At 73.3% G+C, this 17,356-nt stretch carries 12 protein-coding genes; 4 read left to right on the top strand and 8 right to left on the bottom strand.

All coding sequences use genetic code 11. From position 1 onward, the window contains the following. The first annotated feature begins 146 nt into the window (after positions 1-146). Both NITAL_RS12885 and NITAL_RS12880 read left to right on the top strand, forming a co-directional pair. Positions 147-1,076: a hypothetical protein gene (locus NITAL_RS12885; protein WP_052666630.1), complete on the top strand. Its 930-nt coding sequence runs from the start codon at positions 147-149 to the stop codon at positions 1,074-1,076. Positions 1,077-1,154: 78 nt separating this feature from the next. Next, positions 1,155-1,619, top strand: a complete 465-nt coding sequence (locus NITAL_RS12880) for an SRPBCC family protein (protein WP_052666627.1) — start codon at positions 1,155-1,157, stop codon at positions 1,617-1,619. A gap of 151 nt (positions 1,620-1,770) precedes the next feature. Here the strand turns inward: NITAL_RS12880 and NITAL_RS12875 are convergent, their stop codons facing one another. Continuing rightward, complete coding sequence (locus tag NITAL_RS12875; protein WP_052666625.1) at positions 1,771-2,496, bottom strand: GDSL-type esterase/lipase family protein; 726 nt, start codon at positions 2,494-2,496, stop codon at positions 1,771-1,773. Between the two features lie 141 nt (positions 2,497-2,637). Between NITAL_RS12875 and NITAL_RS12870 the strand changes: the two genes are divergently transcribed. After that, positions 2,638-4,518, top strand: a complete 1,881-nt coding sequence (locus tag NITAL_RS12870; RefSeq protein WP_211262389.1) for an ABC transporter ATP-binding protein — start codon at positions 2,638-2,640, stop codon at positions 4,516-4,518. 79 nt (positions 4,519-4,597) lie between these two features. On the opposite strand, the gene NITAL_RS12865 is transcribed toward NITAL_RS12870, so the two are convergent. Further along, positions 4,598-6,706 (bottom strand): tetratricopeptide repeat protein, encoded by a 2,109-nt coding sequence (locus NITAL_RS12865; protein WP_157041805.1) that lies wholly within the window; start codon positions 6,704-6,706, stop codon positions 4,598-4,600. 289 nt (positions 6,707-6,995) lie between these two features. Here NITAL_RS12865 and NITAL_RS12860 point away from each other — a divergent pair, with 289 nt between their 5' ends. Then, the gene (locus tag NITAL_RS12860; protein ID WP_052669657.1) at positions 6,996-7,937 is read left to right on the top strand and encodes an MBL fold metallo-hydrolase; all 942 of its coding nucleotides are present in this window, start codon (positions 6,996-6,998) and stop codon (positions 7,935-7,937) included. 22 nt (positions 7,938-7,959) lie between these two features. Here NITAL_RS12860 and dapB read toward each other — a convergent pair whose 3' ends face one another. The 6 genes from dapB to NITAL_RS12825 form a co-directional block, all read right to left on the bottom strand. Continuing rightward, a complete protein-coding gene (dapB, locus tag NITAL_RS12855; RefSeq protein WP_052666621.1) occupies positions 7,960-8,745 on the bottom strand; it encodes a 4-hydroxy-tetrahydrodipicolinate reductase in 786 nt (261 codons plus the stop codon). Between the two features lie 553 nt (positions 8,746-9,298). Beyond that, complete coding sequence (locus NITAL_RS12845) at positions 9,299-10,567, bottom strand: M16 family metallopeptidase (protein ID WP_211262388.1); 1,269 nt, start codon at positions 10,565-10,567, stop codon at positions 9,299-9,301. A gap of 207 nt (positions 10,568-10,774) precedes the next feature. Then, a complete protein-coding gene (locus tag NITAL_RS12840) occupies positions 10,775-13,333 on the bottom strand; it encodes a polyribonucleotide nucleotidyltransferase (protein ID WP_052666617.1) in 2,559 nt (852 codons plus the stop codon). Positions 13,334-13,591: 258 nt separating this feature from the next. Beyond that, on the bottom strand, positions 13,592-13,864 hold the full coding sequence (gene rpsO, locus NITAL_RS12835; RefSeq protein ID WP_211262387.1) for a 30S ribosomal protein S15: 273 nt from the start codon (positions 13,862-13,864) through the stop codon (positions 13,592-13,594). A gap of 227 nt (positions 13,865-14,091) precedes the next feature. After that, positions 14,092-16,065, bottom strand: a complete 1,974-nt coding sequence (locus tag NITAL_RS12830; protein ID WP_245617736.1) for a sensor histidine kinase — start codon at positions 16,063-16,065, stop codon at positions 14,092-14,094. Positions 16,066-16,180: 115 nt separating this feature from the next. Continuing rightward, positions 16,181-17,356 carry an acetyl-CoA acetyltransferase gene (locus NITAL_RS12825; RefSeq protein ID WP_052666611.1) on the bottom strand — a complete coding sequence of 392 codons (1,176 nt, stop codon included), beginning with the start codon at positions 17,354-17,356 and terminating at the stop codon, positions 16,181-16,183.

Here is a 17,356-nt window from a genome sequence, read left to right as displayed (position 1 = left end):
CACGGGGGCTCTCGAGGCGTTCGGGGGCGTTCGGGGGGCCTTCGGGCGCGCGAGGCGCGGGAACGGGAACATCCCCGGCGGGCCGGCGGCACACTACCGCCGACCGGCGACACACCCACGACGGTCGCCCCGACGGGAGCGGACCGGTGCAGCAACTGACCTCGGGCACGCCCGTCCGCTACACCGGACCGGCCCGTCGCGTCGACGGGGTCGACCTCCGACCCGGTCGCTGCGGCGAGGTGCTCGCCAGCGGCGGTTCCGGCGGCAGCTCGGGTGTCCTCCTGTCACGGCCGCTCGGTCGCCGTGAGGTCCTGGTCGTGTTCGACGACGTTGCCGTCGTCGTCAGGCGGGCCCACCTCGAGCCGCTCCCCCGCGAGCACCCGTTGCGTGGTGAACCCGACGCCACCCTCGCCGCCCCCCTGCTCGCGAACCTGCGACCGTGGGGGGTGCAGAACACCGTCGGCACGAAGGTCCCGGCCCTGCCGGGCCACGACACCGTGGTCGCCCAGGTGCTGCACCCGTGGTCCGAGGACAGGGAGGCAGGCGCTGCGATCACCTGGTCGCAGGTCGCGGCCGCCGCTGGCACGACGCGGGACGGGCTGCTGGATCGGGACGGTCCCGGCGCGCCGACCGTCGACGTGCCCGGGTACTCGGTGCCGGAGGACGGTGGGCTGACCGCCGACCTGGCAGCGGCGCTCGTCGACGTGCTCGGCGGCACGACCGGGACACCCGACGACGTCTGTTTCGCGGTCTGGGAGGGTTGGGGGTCGATCGATCCCGGCTGGTGGCCGGACGCGGCGCACGTGCCCCTCGAGAACCGCGGCTCGTTCCTGCTGCGCGGTCCGCTCGCCGGGCTGGCCGCGTCCCTCGACCCGATGTTCGGTCAGCGTGGCGCCCAGCTGTGGTGGCCGACCGACCTCGCCTGGGTCGCCGCCTCGGAGATCGACCTGCCCTGGACGGTCATCGCCGGACGGCCAGAGGTGATCGCTGCGCTGCGGTCCGACCCGCGACTCGAGGTCGTACCAACGACGCACGACACCCCGGCCTTCGCGATCCCCGATCCCTCGACCAGCTGAGACGGTCGGGCCGATGACCACGCCGGGACGTGCGGCCCTACGCTCCGCCGAGCCGCCGAGAAGGGGCAGGAGTCCTCCGTGAGCATCGTCGTCGAGCGCACCTCCCGGCTCGCGGCGCCCGCCGACGAGGTGTGGCGTCACGCCTCGTCGATGGCAGGCGTCAACGCCGAGCTCGCGCCCATCGTCATGACCTACCCCGACCACCTCGCGCGACTGCCCGACCAGCTCCCCGACGACCTCCCCCTCGGGACGCCCCTGTTCACCTCCACGCTCAAGCTCGGCCCGGTGCCCTTCGACCGTCACCAGCTCACCCTCGTGGAGGTCGACGCCGGCCGCAGCTTCCAGGAGGACTCCACGAGCTGGCTCAACCGCCGTTGGCGCCACCGCCGGACCGTGACCCCGCTCGAGGGCGGGTGCGAGGTCACCGACCTGCTCGAGGTCGACCCCCGGCTGCCCGTCGCCGGCCCCCTCACCCGGCTTCTGGTCGAGCGGATCTTCGCCCGGCGCCACCGGGTGCTCGCGGCAAGGTTCGGTCGTCGCTGACGCCGAGCTTGACCTCGAGCTCACTTCAGGGCCTACGGTCGGCCGCGGCACCGAACCCCTGACCGCCGAGGCCCCCGTGCGACGCGACGTCTCATCCGATCCGCGACCCGAGCGCCGAGTCTCATCCGATCCGCGACCCGAGCGCCGAGTCTCATCCGATCCGCGACCCGAGCGCCGAGTCGACCCTGTCGGCGAGGACGGCGATGCCGAGCGGACCGGGGTGGAAGCCATCCGGGCCGAACGCCGCCGTCGGCAGGTGGCCGTCGGCGCCCACGGTGACGGCCCCCGCCGACGCGGCGGCGGCCCGTTGGGCGGCCGCGACGCGCCGGCAGCTGCGGCCGAGCACCGGACGCAGCACGGTCGGCATGCCGGGGGCGCTGGCGAGGTCCGGGCACGTCAGCAGCGCGACCACCGCACCCGGCGCCGTGACGGCGACGTCCGCGAGCAGCGCCTCGGTGGCCGCCCGGACCCGTGCCTTCGACCGACCGCGGACCGCGTCGTTGACCCCCACCCCGACCAGGACCACGTCGGCATCCCCGCCGATCGCAGGCACCTGCCCCTCGGCCACGTCGGCGGTGGTGGCACCATCCACCGCGAGGCTGGCGACCTCGACCGGGCGGCCCGTCCGCGCAGCCAGGCGCCGGCCCACCTGCCTGGCCAGCCCCGCGTCGGCGTCGGGCAGACCGTGCCCCGCCGCGGCGGAGTCCCCGATCACCGTCAGCCGCAACGGATGGCCCCGACCGGGCAACAGGACGTCGTGGTGCAACGCGGGGACGCTCAGACCCGCCTCGCGCATGGCCCGGATCTGCCCCGCCGTCCGGCGTGCCGCGACCGCGGTGACCATCAGCACCAGCCCGGACGCCACCCCCACCGTCACCGGCGGACGTGCGCCGGTGCGGCGCAGGTCGCGCGCTGGAGCGGGTACACCGGGAAGCGACCGACCCCGGGGAGGCGTTGGCGGCGGAGGTGACGTAGGCGTCGGCACGCGGGCAGCCTAGGACGACGGACAGGACCGCACGTGATAGCAGGACCCGGCGGGTACGTGCGGCTGCGGCCGCTCGGCGACCCCGACGCGATCAAGGGCAAGGGGGTCGACCGCGAGGTCGTCCGCCGGGCCTGGCAGCTCGCGCGCCCCTACCGTGGGAAGCTGGCGGCGTTCGTCTGGTTGCTGGTGGTCTCCGCCGGCCTCGGTGCGCTCCCGGCGCTGCTCATCGGCCGCATCGTCAACGCGATCAACGCCGGCGACCGCCGCCTGATCGTCGTGCTGGTCGGCGTCCTGGCCGCCGTCGCCCTCGCCGAGGTCGTGGTGTCCCTGGTCGAGCGCTACCTGTCGGCGACCGTCGGTGAGTACTTCATCCTGGACCTCCGCCGGCGGCTGTTCCGCCACGTGCAGACCCTCCCCCTGGCCTTCTTCACCCGGACCCAGACCGGGTCGCTGGTCACCCGCCTCAACAACGACGTCGTCGGAGCACAACGGGCGCTGACGGGCACGCTCGGCACCATCGTCGGGAACGCCATCGGGGTCTCGGTGACCCTCGGGTTCATGTTCTCGTTGAGCTGGCAGGTGACGTTGCTGTCGCTGACGCTCCTGCCGCTGTTCATCCTCCCCGCCCGGATGGTGGGGCGGCGGCTCCAGGGGCTCGCGCGGCGTGGCATGGAACTCAACGCCGAGATGAACACCACGATGACCGAACGGTTCCACGTGGCCGGCGCGCTGCTGGTCAAGCTCTTCGGCCGCGCCGACGCCGAGACGGACCGGTTCGCCGGCAAGGCGCAGCGGGTGGCCGACATCGGCGTCTCGACCGCGATGTACTCGCGTGCCCTGTTCGCGGCGCTCGGGCTGGTGGGTGCGCTCGCGACGGCGCTGGTCTACCTCGTCGGGGGGTACCTGGTCACTTCGCCCGTCAGCGCGCTGGACGTCGGCATCGTGGTGACGCTCGGGATCTACGTGACCCAGCTGTACGCGCCCCTCGCGCAGCTCTCCAACGCGCCCGTCGACCTGATGACGGCGCTGGTCAGCTTCGAGCGCGTCTTCGAAGTGCTCGACCTGCCGCGGGTGATCGAGGAGCGCGAGGACGCCGTCGAGCTGACCGAGCCCGAGGGCAACGTCCGCTTCGAGGCCGTCTGGTTCCGCTATCCGGCCGCGTTCGGATCGTCGCTGGAGTCGCTGGAGGGGGTCCGCCCCGAGCACGGTGCGGACGCCTCGGACTGGATCCTGACCGGCATCGACCTCGATCTGCCGGCCGGCGGGATGGTCGCCGTCGTCGGAACCTCCGGTGCCGGCAAGTCCACCCTGTCGTCGCTGATCCCGCGCCTCTACGACGTCACCGAGGGTCGGGTGACCATCGACGGGCACGACGTTCGCGACCTCACCGTCGAGTCGCTCACCCGGGCCGTCGGCGTCGTCAGCCAGGACCCGCACCTGTTCCACGAGTCGATCGCGGACAACCTGCGCTACGCCAACCCCGACGCGACCGACGCCGACATCGAACGGGCCTGCCGCGCCGCCCGGATCCACGACACCATCGCCAAGCTGCCCGACGGGTACGACACCATCGTCGGCGAACGCGGCTTCCGCCTCTCCGGCGGCGAGAAGCAGCGCGTGTCCATCGCCCGGGTGCTGCTGAAGGACCCCGCCGTGGTCGTGCTCGACGAGGCGACGGCCCACCTCGACACCGGCTCGGAACGGCTGGTGCAGGAAGCGCTGCGCGAGACCCTGAAGGACCGCACCTCCCTGGTGATCGCCCACCGGCTGTCCACCGTCGTGGACGCCGACCTCATCGTTGTGCTCGACGCCGGCGAGATCGTCGAGCGCGGCACCCACACCGAGCTGCTCGCCCGCGGTGACCGCTACGCCGAGCTGGTCCACACCCAGCTGGTCGAGTCCTCCACCCCCTGACGCGACCCGAGCGGGCGACCAGGCCGCCAGCGGGTGACCAGACGGCGACCGCCGTCAGGCTGGTCCCCCGCTGACGTCCTCAGCTCCCGCTGGCGTCCTCCGCGTCCTCCGCGTCCTCCGCGTCCTCCGCTTCCTCCTCGTCGTCCGTGGTGGACGCCTCGTCGGACCCGGCATCGTCAGGCGCTCGTTCGGGTGCCTGATCCGGTGCGCCCTCCGCCGCGGCCTCGCCCGGATCCGCGCTGGGGCCCGCCTGCGCGGGCGGCGGGGTGAGCGGCAGCGCCGGGGTCGACGCCGGCTCGGGCTGCGCCTCAGGCTCGGGCGTCACCTCCGGCTCGGGCGTCACCTCCGGCTCGGGCTGCGCCTCAGGCTCGGGCTGCACCTCCGGCTCGGGCGTCACCTCCGGCTCGGGCGTCGCCTCGGCGACGGCCTCGTCCGAGGCGGCGCTCGGTCCGGCCTGGGCGGGCGGTGGGACCAGCGGGAGGCCCGACGCGGGAGCGGGCTCGGGCGCTGGCGCGACGGCGTCGGGTTCCGGTGCCGTGGCCTCGGGTTCCGGCGCGGCCGGCTCGGGCGGTGTGGCGGCTTCCGGTGCCTGCGTGGCGCCTTCGGGCGCGACGTCGGTGACGGCCGCCTCGTCGCGCTCACCGCCAGGATCGTCCGGCAAGCGGCGCTCGGTGCGGCCCGACGCCCAGTCCAACGCCTTCTGGTGCCGGTCGTCGGGGGTGATCCCGGCGGCGACCATCTGCTCGAAGACCGCCTGGGCCTGCTCGGCGTGGCCCCTCTTGGCGTGGGCCCACATCAGCTCGCGGTAGCTCGGCTCGTCGACGTGGATGCCGCCAGCCGCCAGCGCCGTGACGAGGCGGCCCGCGACGTCGAGCTTGCCGCCCTTCAGCACGGCGGTGACGACCTTCGAGGCATCGCTCGCCGTCGGGGCGACGCCGGCGGTCACCATTTCCGTCAGCATCGTCACCGCGTCGTCGATGCGCTTGGCCCGGATCAGCGCGGTCAACAGCGTGCCGTAGTGCCGTCCGTGGGTGAGGATCCCAGCGACGCGCAGCCGATCGAGCAACGCCTTGGCGTCGTCCAGCCGGTCGGCCCGCACGAGCCCCTCGACCAGGTCGCGCGCGACCCGCCGGTCGGCCGGCACCCCGTGGCGCACCGCCTCCTCGAAGACGCCGAGCGCCACGTCCAGCTCGCCCGCCTTGAGGTGTCCGCTCATCACGTCGGCGAACAGCTGCGGTGGCACGGGGACGCCCAGGATGAGCATCCAATCGACCACACCGGACGCAGCCTGCAGGCGCTTGGCGGCCAGGCTCACCCGGCCGAGCGCCTCGAGGTTCTCGCCCGAGGGGATACGTCCCCGGTCGGCGAGCGCCACGGCGGTGGCCCAGGAGGCGTCCGCATCTCCCGCGGCGAGGCGGGCGGTCAGGACCGCGTTGACGTGGAAGGAGGACGGCTCGGTCCCCGCGTCGCGCATCAGCTGGAGCCGGGCCTCGGCCGCGGCGGGGTCGCCGGCGCGGGCGTGGGCGAGCAGCAGCTCGGTGTGCACCTCACCGGGCAACGCGACCCCGGCGGCGGTCAGCCGCTCCAGCAGGTCGATGGCCCGGTCGGTGTGGCCGGCACGAGCCACCATCGTGACCAGGTCCGCGGCGAGCCGCGGGTTGGGCGCCTTGCCGACCTGGGCCATCAGGTCGACGATCGCCCGGGTGTCCTTGATCGCCCGACGGTCGAGGCAATCGCGCAGCAGCGCGACGTACTCGCCGTCCTCGGCGGCCTGGCCCCGCGAGGCCATCCGGCGCAGGACCGCTCGTGCTGCCGGGAAGCGTCCCGCGGCGAGGTAGACGCTCAGGACCGCCGGCGCGTGGGCCTCGTCCGGCTCCGCCCCCTCTGCGTGGAGCTCGTCGAGGCGTGCGAGCGCCGCATCGGTCCGCCCGGAGCGGGCGGCGGCGACGGCCAGGTCCCACCGCACGGATGGGTCCGGCGGGTGGCCGGCGGCGGTCATCTCCTCGATGAGGCGCTGGGCGCCGTCGAGGTCGCGAGCCGCGAGGTGGGCTCGCAGCAGCAGCTCGTGGTGGACGGGCTCGACCGGGACCCCGCGGTCCCGCATCGACTGGACCACCTGCTGCGACATCCGGAGGTCACCGGAGAAGCGCTGCAGCGCCTCGGTGTACCTGGTGCTCTCGTCCGACACGACGGTCCTCCTCGTGCCCGACCACCCACGATGCGGCGACAGGGTCGGCCTCGCGGCCGATCGACGGGCGCCGTCCGTGGCGATCGCCTCGCGCACGAGGCGCGACGCGACCAACGGGTCGAGCTGCGCACCCACCCACGTGCGCGGTGGTGGCCGACGGTCGGCCGGCGGCGACCCTACCGGTCGGCCGAGCCGGAGGGCAGCCCGCCCGGGCGGTCTCCGCCGACGCGCCTCTACCCTCCCCCGGCCGGCGTCGTCACCCCGGGCGGCCGCCGGAGGGAGCGTGCGCGTGTCGGTCCGTGAGCTGGTCGTCCTCGGGACCGCGAGCCAGGTGCCGACCCGGACGCGTGCCCACAACGGCTACCTGCTGCGGTTCGACGGCGTCGGGGTGGTGGTCGACCCGGGCGAGGGAACGCAGCGGCAGCTGACGCTCGCCGGTGCGCGGATCGGGTCCGTGCGGCACGTGCTGATCACGCACGCGCACGGGGATCACTGCCTCGGGCTGCCGGGCGTGCTGCAGCGCCTGTCCCTCGAGGGGGTGGCGGGCCCGGTGCACGTGCGGTTCCCGGCCGCCGCAACCCCCTACATCGAGCGCCTCCGGGACGCGACCCTCTACCACGACCACACCGAGGTCGTGCTCCACCCGGACGGACCGGGGGTGGTGTGGGAGGGACCCGGACCGTTCCGGATCCGTGCCGTGGAACTGTCGCACGGGCCGGCCGAGCACCCGGTCCCGACGCTCGGGTGGCGGCTCGAGGAACCGGACGGCCGCCGGCTCGACCGCGCCCGACTCCAGCGCGCCGGCGTGCCGCCCCGTGCCCGCAGCGAACTGGTCGCCAGCGGCCACGTCACCGTCGACGGTCGGCGGGTCGAACTGCGCGAGGTCAGCGACCCACGCCCCGGTCAGGTCGTGGCGGTGGTCATGGACACCCGCGACAGCGACGGTGCGCGCGAGGCTGCGGCGGGGGCGGATCTGCTGGTCATCGAGGCCACGTTCCTGGAGGCGGACCGGTCCCTCGCCGAGGAGGTCGGCCACCTCACGGCCGCACAGGCCGCGGCCATCGGCCGGGACGTCGGTGCTCGACGGGTGGTCCTGACCCACTTCTCGCAGCGTTACTCGGACACCGCGGGCCACCTCGCCGAGGCGCGGGCGGCCGCCCCGGACCTCGACGTCGTGGTGGCGGCCGACCTCGACCGCATCCCGTTCCCGCCGCGCGTCGGCCGCGGTTGAACCCCCGTGGCCGTGGCGGGGCTCAGAGGAGGTGTTCGAGCCCGACGATGCAGCCGTGGATGCCGTGCACCTCGCGGCAGGCGAGGAGCACACCCGGCATGAACGAGCTGCGGTCCAGCGACCGGTGCGAGATGGTCAGGGTCTGACCGAGCCCCCCGAAGACCACGTCCTGGTCGGCGACGATGCCGGGCAGGCGCAGCGAGTGGACACGCACGTCGGCGTGGGTCGCGCCGCGGGCACCGGGGTGACGCTCATCGCCGCCCGGCGCGTCCGGGACCTCACGGCGCGCCTCGGCGATGAGTTCTGCGGTCCGCAGGGCCGTCCCGGACGGCGCGTCCACCTTGGCGTCGTGGTGGCGCTCGATGATCTCCACGTGGGGCAGGTGCTTGGCCGCCTCCTGGGCGAACTGCATCAGCAGCACCGCGCCGATGGCGAAGTTCGGGGCGATGAGCAGGTTCGCCTCGCCCGACGCCGACAGCTCCTTGCACGCGGCGAGGTCCTCGTCGGCCAGGCCGGTCGCCCCGACGACCGCGTGCACACCGTGCTCGAGCAGCCACCGCAGGTTGTCCCCGACGGTCCGCGGGCCGGTGAACTCGACCGCCACCTCAGCGCCGGCTTCCAGCAGCGCGTCCAGCTGCTCCGCGACTACGAGGTCGGTGTCGACGCCGGCGACGTCACGAAGTGGGTCGCCCGCCCGGGAGGGATCGATCGCCGCGACCAGCTCGAGATCGTCGGCACCGTGCACGGCGCGGCACACCTCCGAGCCCATCCGTCCGGCGGCGCCCACGACGCCCACCTTGATCGTCATCCGCGACTCCTCGACCGGTCGAAGTGGGCAGCCTACGCCCCGGGCCCGGGACGGCGGGCGGGCCGGCCGTCGGGTCGGGCGGAGCGCTGGACGCCCGGCAGGGCCGAAGGGCCGCAGCCGCTCACCCTGCGTACCCGCCTCCGTACGCCGAGTTCCCGCTGCGGCCCCGGGTCATCGGACGGCTGGCCGGACCTGCGCGCTGCCCTCGCTGCGGCCACGGTCCCGCGCTGACGGCCGACGCGAGCCGCCGCGTGCGAGACGACCGGACAGGTGGTGAGGCAGATGGGCATGGAGGACGTGCACGAGCTGGCGAAGTGGGCACGGAAGGCGTCGCGGATCGAGCGGCGCGCCAAGCGGCAGCTCGCCCGCCTCATCCACGGCCAGCGACGCGCGCGCTGCCGGCTCGTGGGATGTCGGAACCTCGACTCCCCCGAGCCCTGCTCCCGGTGCGGGGCACGCGGGCGTGGGCCGGAAGGGCGCAGCGACTCCCGCAAGGTGTGACCGGACCGGCCCCGACGTCGCAGAGCGTCCCGACGAGGTGGGAGCCTGGCGGTCAGTCGAGCGCGGGGGCGAACCGGTCGGTCTCGTCCTCGCCGAACGGCCCGACCACGGCGAGGTCGGCTGGCTGGCCGAGGAGGCGGTCGGCGACGCGGCGCACGTCCTCGACGGTCACCGCGTCGATCCGAGCGAGGGCCTCGTCGACGGTGACGATCGGCACGCCGGTCGCGACCTGCTTGCCGATCCGGCTCATCCGCGACCCGGTGTCCTCGAGGCCGAGCACCGTGCCGCCCGCGAGGGCACCCCGGGCGCGCGCCACCTCGTCAGCATCGACGTCGAGACGGACCCGGTCGAGCTCGGCACGCAGCACCTGCAGGGTCTCGTCGACCTTGCCGGGCGCGGTGCCGACGTAGGCGCCGACGAGCCCCGCATCCCGGTACGAGGAGCTGTAGCTGTAGGTCGAGTAGCACAGGCCCCGGGTCTCACGCAGCTCCTGGAAGAGGCGCGAGGACATCCCGCCGCCGAGCGCGACGTTCAGGACACGCAGCGCCCAGCGGTCGTCGTCGAGCTGGTCGAGCCCGGGGTACCCGAGCACGACGTGGGCCTGCTCGGTCGGCCGGTGACGGATGCGCAGCTCCCGGGCGCCGTAGCGCGACGGGCCGGTGCGGACCGGTGGCGTGCCGCCGGGTCGGCCGAGGTCGCCGAGCAGCTCCGAGGTCAGCTTCACGAGGGAGTCGTGGTCGACCGCCCCGGCGGCCGCGACCGTCAGGTTCTCGGGCCGGTAGTGGTGCAGGTAGTGGTCGTGGATGGTGTCGCGGTGCAGCCCCGTGATCGACTCGACGCTGCCCAGGGTCTCGAGCGCGAGCGGATGGTCACCGAGCACGATCTCGGACAGGTCCGAGTGCACCAGGTCGTCGGGGGTGTCGAGGTGGATGTCGATCTCGGAGAGCACGACCTGACGCTCGGCCTCGACGTCCTCGGGGGTGTTGCGTGCGTCCACCAGCATGTCGGCGAGCACGTCGAAGGCCAGCGGCAGATCGTCGTCGAGCACCCGCGCGTAGAAGCAGGTCACCTCCTTCGAGGTGAACGCGTTCATCTCGCCCCCGACCGCGTCGAGCGCCTCGGCGATGTCGCGGGCGGACCGGCGACCGGTGCCCTTGAACAGCAGGTGCTCGAGGAAGTGCGAGGCCCCGAACTGTTCGGGGGACTCGTCGCGTGACCCGACCCCGATCCACATCCCGAGGGTGACCGAGCGGACGGCCGGCATCGGATCGCTCACGACCCTGACGCCGGTGGGCAGCACGGTGATCTGGGGGTCCTGCACGGGAGCTCCTGGGGTGGGCCGGACGGTCGTCGACCGCGGCGCGTGAGGGTACGTCCCGCACCGACCGGCCGCGCCCACCACGAGTCCGGCTCCCCGGCCGCAGCGCACGCCGGTCGCGCACGGTGCGGCGCGCAGCCGCCGCGAACGCGCCGACGGCGGCCCCCTTCGAGGGACCGCCGTCGGGTGTGGTGCAGGGTGTTGGGGGTGTCAGTCGCGCTCGCGCGACCGGCTGCGGGTGCGGGTCCGGGTGCGCTCGCCGCCACCGTCACCGCCGCGCTCGCCGCCCTTGTCGCGGTCGCCGCCCTTGTCGCGGTCGCCGCCCTTGTCGCGGTCGCCGCCACGCTCGCGGTCGCCGCCACGGTCACGGTCACCGGACTCGGCGGGCTCGCCGCGGTCACGGTCGCCGCCGCCACGCTCGCCACGCTCACGACCGCCACGCTCACGGCCGCCACGCTCACGGCCGCCGCGCTCACCGCGGTCACCGCGCTCACCGCGGTCACCGCCACGGTCACCACGGTCGCCGCGGTCACCGCCCTTGTCGCCGCCGCCCTCGTCGGTGCGCTCGGCCTTCTCGCCGACGTACTCGAGCTTGAACTTGCGGCCACCGTCGAGGACGTCCATGACCTGCACGAGGACGGCGTCACCGACCTGCACGGCCTCCTCGGCGTGGTTGAGGCGCTTGCCCGCCATCTTCGACAGCTCGGAGATGTGCAGGAGGCCGTCGGTACCCGGCGTCAGCGACACGAACGCGCCGAAGTCGACGGTCTTGACCACGAGGGCGTTGTACTTCTCGCCCTTCTCGGGCAGGACCGGGTTGGCGATGGCGTTGACGCGATCGAGCGCGTCCTGCGCGACCTCCTTGGAGTTCGCGTAGATCTTGACCACGCCGCGGCCGCCCTCCTCGTCGACGTCGATCTGGGCGCCGGTCTCCTCGACCAGCTCCTTGATGATCGCGCCGCGCGGGCCGATGACCGCACCGATCTTGTCCTGCGGGATGTAGACCAGTTCGACGCGCGGGGCGGTCTCGGCGACCTCCTCGCGGGGCTCGCTGATGGCCGCGTTCATCACGTCCAGGATCTCCATCCGGGCGTCGCGCGCCTGGAGGAGGGCGTCCTGCAGCACCTGGGCCGGGATGCCGGCGAGCTTGGTGTCGAGCTGGAGCGCGGTGATGAACTCCTTCGGGCCGGCGACCTTGAAGTCCATGTCGCCGAAGAAGTCCTCGACGCCCTGGATGTCGGTCAGGGTGGTGTACTTGCCGTTCTCGTACACCAGACCCATCGCGATGCCGGAGACGGGTGCGTGGATCGGCACACCGCCGTCCATGAGGGCCAGCGAGGTCGCGCAGACCGAGCCCATCGAGGTCGAGCCGTTGGAGCTGAAGACGTCCGACACGATGCGCATGGCGTAGGGCCACTGGTCGGTCTCGGGCAGCATCGGGATGATGGCCCGCTCCGCCAGGGCGCCGTGGCCGATCTCGCGACGCTTCGGCGAGCCGACGCGGCCCGCCTCACCGGTCGAGTAGGGCGGCATGTTGTAGTGGTGCATGAACAGCTTCTCGTCCTCGGGGTCGAGGGTGTCGAGCCGCTGCCCTTCGCGGGTGGTGCCGAGCGCGAGCACGCTCATGACCTGGGTCTCGCCGCGCTGGAACAGCGACGAACCGTGGGTCTTGGGCAGCACGCCGACCTGGGCGGTGACCTCACGCAGGTCCGTGACACCACGGCCGTCGATACGGAAGCCCTCATCGACGATGAGCTGACGGACGACCTTCTTCTCGGTGGTCCGGAAGGCTTCGCCCGCCTGCTTCTTGAGGTCGCCCTCCTCGATGTCGCCGACGCCCTGACCGACAACGTGGTCGACGGTCTCCTTGCGGATCTCGCCGAGCTGGTCGTCACGCTCGGACTTGGTCAGCTCCGAGGACCGGCGGTAGAGCTCGGTGATCTTGCCGGCCGCGTGGCCGTAGACCGCCTCGAGGACCTCGTCGGAGTGGTCGAGGAAGAGCGGGAACTCGCCCGCGTCGCGGACCCCGACCTGGTCGACGAAGGTCTGCTGCGCCTCGCAGAGCTGCCGGATGATCGGCTTGACGTCCTCGATGGCCTGACCGACGACCTGCTCGGTCGGCGCCGGGGCGCCCATGTCGACCTTGATCCAGGCGTCCGGGGTGGCCTCGGCCTCGATCATGAGGATGGCGATCTCGCCATCGTCCTCGACGCGCCCGGAGATGACCATGTTGAACACGGCCTCCTCCTCGAGCTCCTCGAACGAGGGGAAGGCGACCCAGGAGCCGTCACGCAGCATCGCGTAGCGGACCGCGGCGACGGGGCCCGAGAACGGGATGCCCGACAGCATCGTCGACAGCGACGAGCCGTTCATGGCGACCACGTCGTAGGGGTCGAACTGGGTGGTCTGGATGATCGTGTTGACGACCTGGACCTCGTTGCGCAGCCCTTCGGCGAAGGTCGGGCGCAGCGGGCGGTCGGTCAGCCGGCACACCAGGATGGCGTTCTCCGACGGCCGTCCCTCGCGCTTGAAGAAGCTGCCCGGGATGCGCCCGTTGGCGTACATCCGCTCCTCGACCTCGATGGTGAGGGGGAAGAAGGGCAGGAAGTCCTTCGGCTGGCTCGATGCGGTGGTGGTGGTCAGGACCTTGGTGTCACCGAGGCTGGTGACGACCGCGCCGCCCGCCTGGGCGGCCAGGGTCCCGGCCTCGAAGGTGATCGTCTTGCCGTCGATGTCGACGCTGAGCTCGTGTTGTCCGAGCGTGCCCACGTGGGCCTCCTCTTGCTTCGTGTCCCGCGCACCTGCGCGGGTCCGTCACACACCATGCGTGACGGTGTCTGGTCATCTCCCGAGCTCGAGGGGCCGACCGGTGGCCGGTGCATCCGTGAGGGCGTCTCGAGGGGTGGGCGCCCAGCAGAGCGCGCGTTCTCGAGGCGTCGCCACGGACGTCCGACCGCGTGCGGTCCGTACGTACCCGGGACGTGGAGCGGGCCGGCGCCCGTCGAGGGTGCCGGCCCGTCCTGGTTCCTAGCGGCGGAGCCCGAGCTCACCGATCAGGGTGCGGTAACGCTCGATCTCGTTGTCCTTGAGGTAGTTCAGCAGGCGGCGACGCTGGCCGACCATCATCAGCAGACCACGACGTGAGTGGTGGTCGTGCTTGTGCTCCTTGAGGTGTTCGGTCAGGTGCGAGATGCGCTGCGTGAGCAACGCGACCTGGACCTCGGGGGACCCGGTGTCGCCCTCGCTACGGGCGAAGCGGGTGATGATCTCCTGCTTGTCGTCTGGCAACGCGACGGCCAACGTGACTCTCCTACGATCGTGGAACCCTGCACCGCCGGGCCGGAAGCGACCTATCGGAGGTCATCTCCCGCCGGGGGGCCGCGGCCACGGCGCACGACACGCGCGCAGCTCCAGCGGGGACCCCGACGCCCGTACGGGCACGGTGAGAACGACCCGCGGACGGGCCGTCGGTGCGCAGTGTGCCCGACGGAGTGCGCTCCGGGCAACCCCCGAGCGCTGCGCACGGCTCAGGTGCGAGCGACTCCGGCCGTGCGAGCCCCCGTCGCGGTGACCTGCGGGACGTCGACGACCGGGGGTGACGAGTCGTCCAGCGCCGGGGGCGACGGGTCGTTCACGGCCGCGGGGCCCGGGTCGCCCACCGCCGCGGGGTCCGGGTCGTCGGCCGGCAGCCGGACCACGAACCGGGCGCCCCCGCCGGGCCGGTCCTCGACCCGGACCGTTCCACCGTGCAGTTCGGTCAGCGCCCGCACCAGCGCCAGGCCGATCCCCGTCCCCGGGGACGGCGCGCCGCTCGCCGCCGGCCCCTGCGCGAAGGGTTGGAACAGCTCGGTCTTGAGTTCGTCGGGGATCCCCGGCCCCTCGTCCTCGACCACGACCGTCGCCACGCCACCCACGCTGCTCAGACGGCACACGACCCGGCTGTCGCCCGGGGTGTGTCGGAGCGCGTTGCGCACGAGGTTGTCGATGAGCCGCTCGACCTTCGGGCCGTCGACGGCGATGACCGCTCGGTCGCCGACGACCGACACGCGTCCGGCGCTCGCCGGATCGAGTGCGGCGACCACCGAGCAGGCCAGGTCGCGCAGGCTCGTACGACGCCGCTCCGGCGACACCAACCCGCGCGACAGCCGATCGACGTCGAGCAGGTCGGTCAGGAGCCGCTCGAGCCGAGAGGACTGGCGTTGCACGATCTCGAGCATCCGGCGGCGCTGGTCGGCGTCGAGCTGTTCGTCGCGGGCCTCGAGGGTCTGCGCGGCGCCGATCACGGCGCTGAGGGGCGTGCGCAGCTCGTGCGAGACCGCCTGCAGGAAGGTCGACTTCATCGCATCGAGGTGGCGCAACTCGTCGGCTGCGGCACGTTCGGCGGCGACCAGCCGCTGCAGCGCCTCGGCCTCCTCGTGCTGTCGCGTGACGTCCCGCAACGTCCCGAGCACCGTCCGGTGATCGCCGTCGACCTCGACGACACGCTCCTCGAGCCGGAGCCAGCGCCACCCTCCGCCGGGCCAGCGCCACCGGACCTCGGTGGGCACGGCGATCAGGCCGTCCTCGTCGATGGCCGCCGTCAGCCGGTCGTGGTCGTCCTCGTGCATCCGCTGGCGGACCAGGGACGGATCGGCGATCAGATCGCTGACCGGCACGCCGAGGATGCCCGCCGCTGCCGGGTTGAAGTAGGTGTAGCGGGCATCCGGACCGGGGACCGGGGTGGCGCGGAGGTAGACCCCGTCACGGTTGCCCTCCGCGACGATCCGGTAGCGCGCCTCGGTCGCGATCCGTTGCCGCGCCAGCCGCAGGTCGGCGGCGGTCCGTCGCAGGACGGCGACCACGGCCTCCTTCGCGTGGTGCACGTCCGGGTCGTCACCGAGGTCGCGGATCCGCTGACGCGCCTCGGCCTCGAGCACGTCCACATCAGCGGACGTGGTCACCGAGACCAGCCGAGCTGCCGTGGTGGTCGCGACCTCGTCGAGACGGCGACACAGGTCGTGGTGGGCCAGCAACTCACCGAGGTAGCGCAGCGTCAGGGCGAGCGCGCCCGCCGCAGCGACGATCACCAGGAAGTTGAGGTCCAGCACGCGCCCGAAGCCGTGGAGCACCGTGGTCACCACTCCGAAGGTGGCGAACACCGCGGCGGTGACCAGCGTGGCGTCCCGTCGTGTCCCGACCAGGACGCGCAGCGACAGCACGGCGATGAGGGCGACCAGGACCGCGCCGTTGCGCCCGAGGCCGACACCGATGGTGAGGAGGGCGACGACGACCGTGGCGTCGCCCGGCCACGTCGCGCGCCCCGACCGGCCGATGCGCAGCGCCCACACCACCAGCACACCCGTGCCGAGCAGCGCCGCCACCCGGTCGGGCCACACCGGGGTCGAGGCGTCCACCAGTTCGATCAGCTGCACCCCCGCGGCCAGCAGCGCGAACCGGACGAAGAAGCTGCGTACGCGCGCCAACAGCAGCGTCCCCGAGGCCGGCGGCTCGACCGTCCGCATCGTCGACAAACCGGCACCTCCTCCCCGTCAGTGTGCTGCAGGAGGCGCCGTTCGACCCGGGCACGCACCCAGACCACCCGGAAGGACCACGAGCCGGCCGGACGGACGGCCGACGTCAGCCGAACGCGCGATCGGCACCGAGCAGGACGGTGGCGGCCGACGACAACCAGCCGCCCGTGCCGTGCGCGAGCGCGACCTTCGGGGTCCCCGGGACCTGGCGCTCGCCCGCGCTGCCCCGCAGCTGCGCCACGGCCTCGACCAGGAGGAAGATCCCGCGCATGCCGGGGTGACAGGCCGACAGCCCTCCGCCGTCGGTGTTGGTCGGCAGCGCGCCGTCCCGCAGGAGGCGGCCCCCCGAGACGAACGCGCCACCCTCGCCGGGGGCGCAGAACCCGAGCGCCTCGAAGGTCATCGGCACCACGATGGTGAACGCGTCGTAGACCTGGCACACGTCGACGTCGGCCGGGGTGAGGCCGGCGCGCCCGAAGGCCAACGCACCGGAGCGCTCGGCGGGCAGCCGGGTGAGGTCGGGCATCTGGCTCATGGAGGTGTGGCTGATCGCAGTGCCCGTACCGAGGACCCAGACCGGTTCGGCCGCGAGGTCACGGGCCCGGTCGGCGCCGACCACGACCACGGCCCCGCCGCCGTCGGAACGGATGCAGCAGTGGAGCTTGGTCAGCGGGTCGGCGATCATCGGTGCCGCGTTCACCTCGTCGACGGTGAGCGGGTCGCGGTACATCGCGTCGGGGTTGTGGGCCGCGTTGGCGCGGGCCTGGACCGCGACCTCGGCCAGCTGTTCGAGGGTGGTGCCGTGCTCGTGCACGTGACGCCGGGCGACCATCGCGTGCTTGGCGATCAGGGTGTGCCCGTACGGGACCTCGTACTGGGTCGGTCCGCTGGAGGACAGCGCAAGGTCACCGGTGCGCAGGCGACGCTTGATGTCGGCGCGTGCCGTGGACCCGTAGACCAGCAGCACGACCGAGGCGTGCCCGGCGTGGATCGCCGCGACGGCGTGCTCGAGCATCACCTCCCAGGTGGCACCCCCGACGGCGGTCGAGTCGACCCACGTGGGCCGGAGGCCGAGGTGCTCGGCGACCTCGATCGGCTGGAGCAGGCCGGTGCCGACCGAGGCGAAGCCGTCGACCTCGGTGTGGGAGAGCCCTGCGTCCGCGAGGGCACGGGCGGCGGCCTGGTGGTGGAGGTCGAAGGCCGAGACGTCGTCGACCCGTCCGACCTCGGAGAGGGCGGCGCCGACGATGGCGGCGCGAGGATGCGGACCCGGAGCAACCAC

Source organism: Nitriliruptor alkaliphilus DSM 45188 (assembly GCF_000969705.1).
GTDB lineage: Bacteria > Actinomycetota > Nitriliruptoria > Nitriliruptorales > Nitriliruptoraceae > Nitriliruptor > Nitriliruptor alkaliphilus.
The sequence above is the reverse complement of the archived record's forward strand: the minus strand, read 5'-3'. Positions and strand labels throughout refer to the sequence as shown.

What these genes read in the sequence shown, in the direction of transcription:
- dapB (WP_052666621.1), bottom strand. Translation starts at nt 8,745, where the DNA reads ATGACGATCAAGGTGGGCGTCGTGGGCGCCGCCGGACGGATGGGCTCG.
- NITAL_RS12830 (WP_245617736.1), bottom strand. Translation starts at nt 16,065, where the DNA reads ATGCGGACGGTCGAGCCGCCGGCCTCGGGGACGCTGCTGTTGGCGCGC.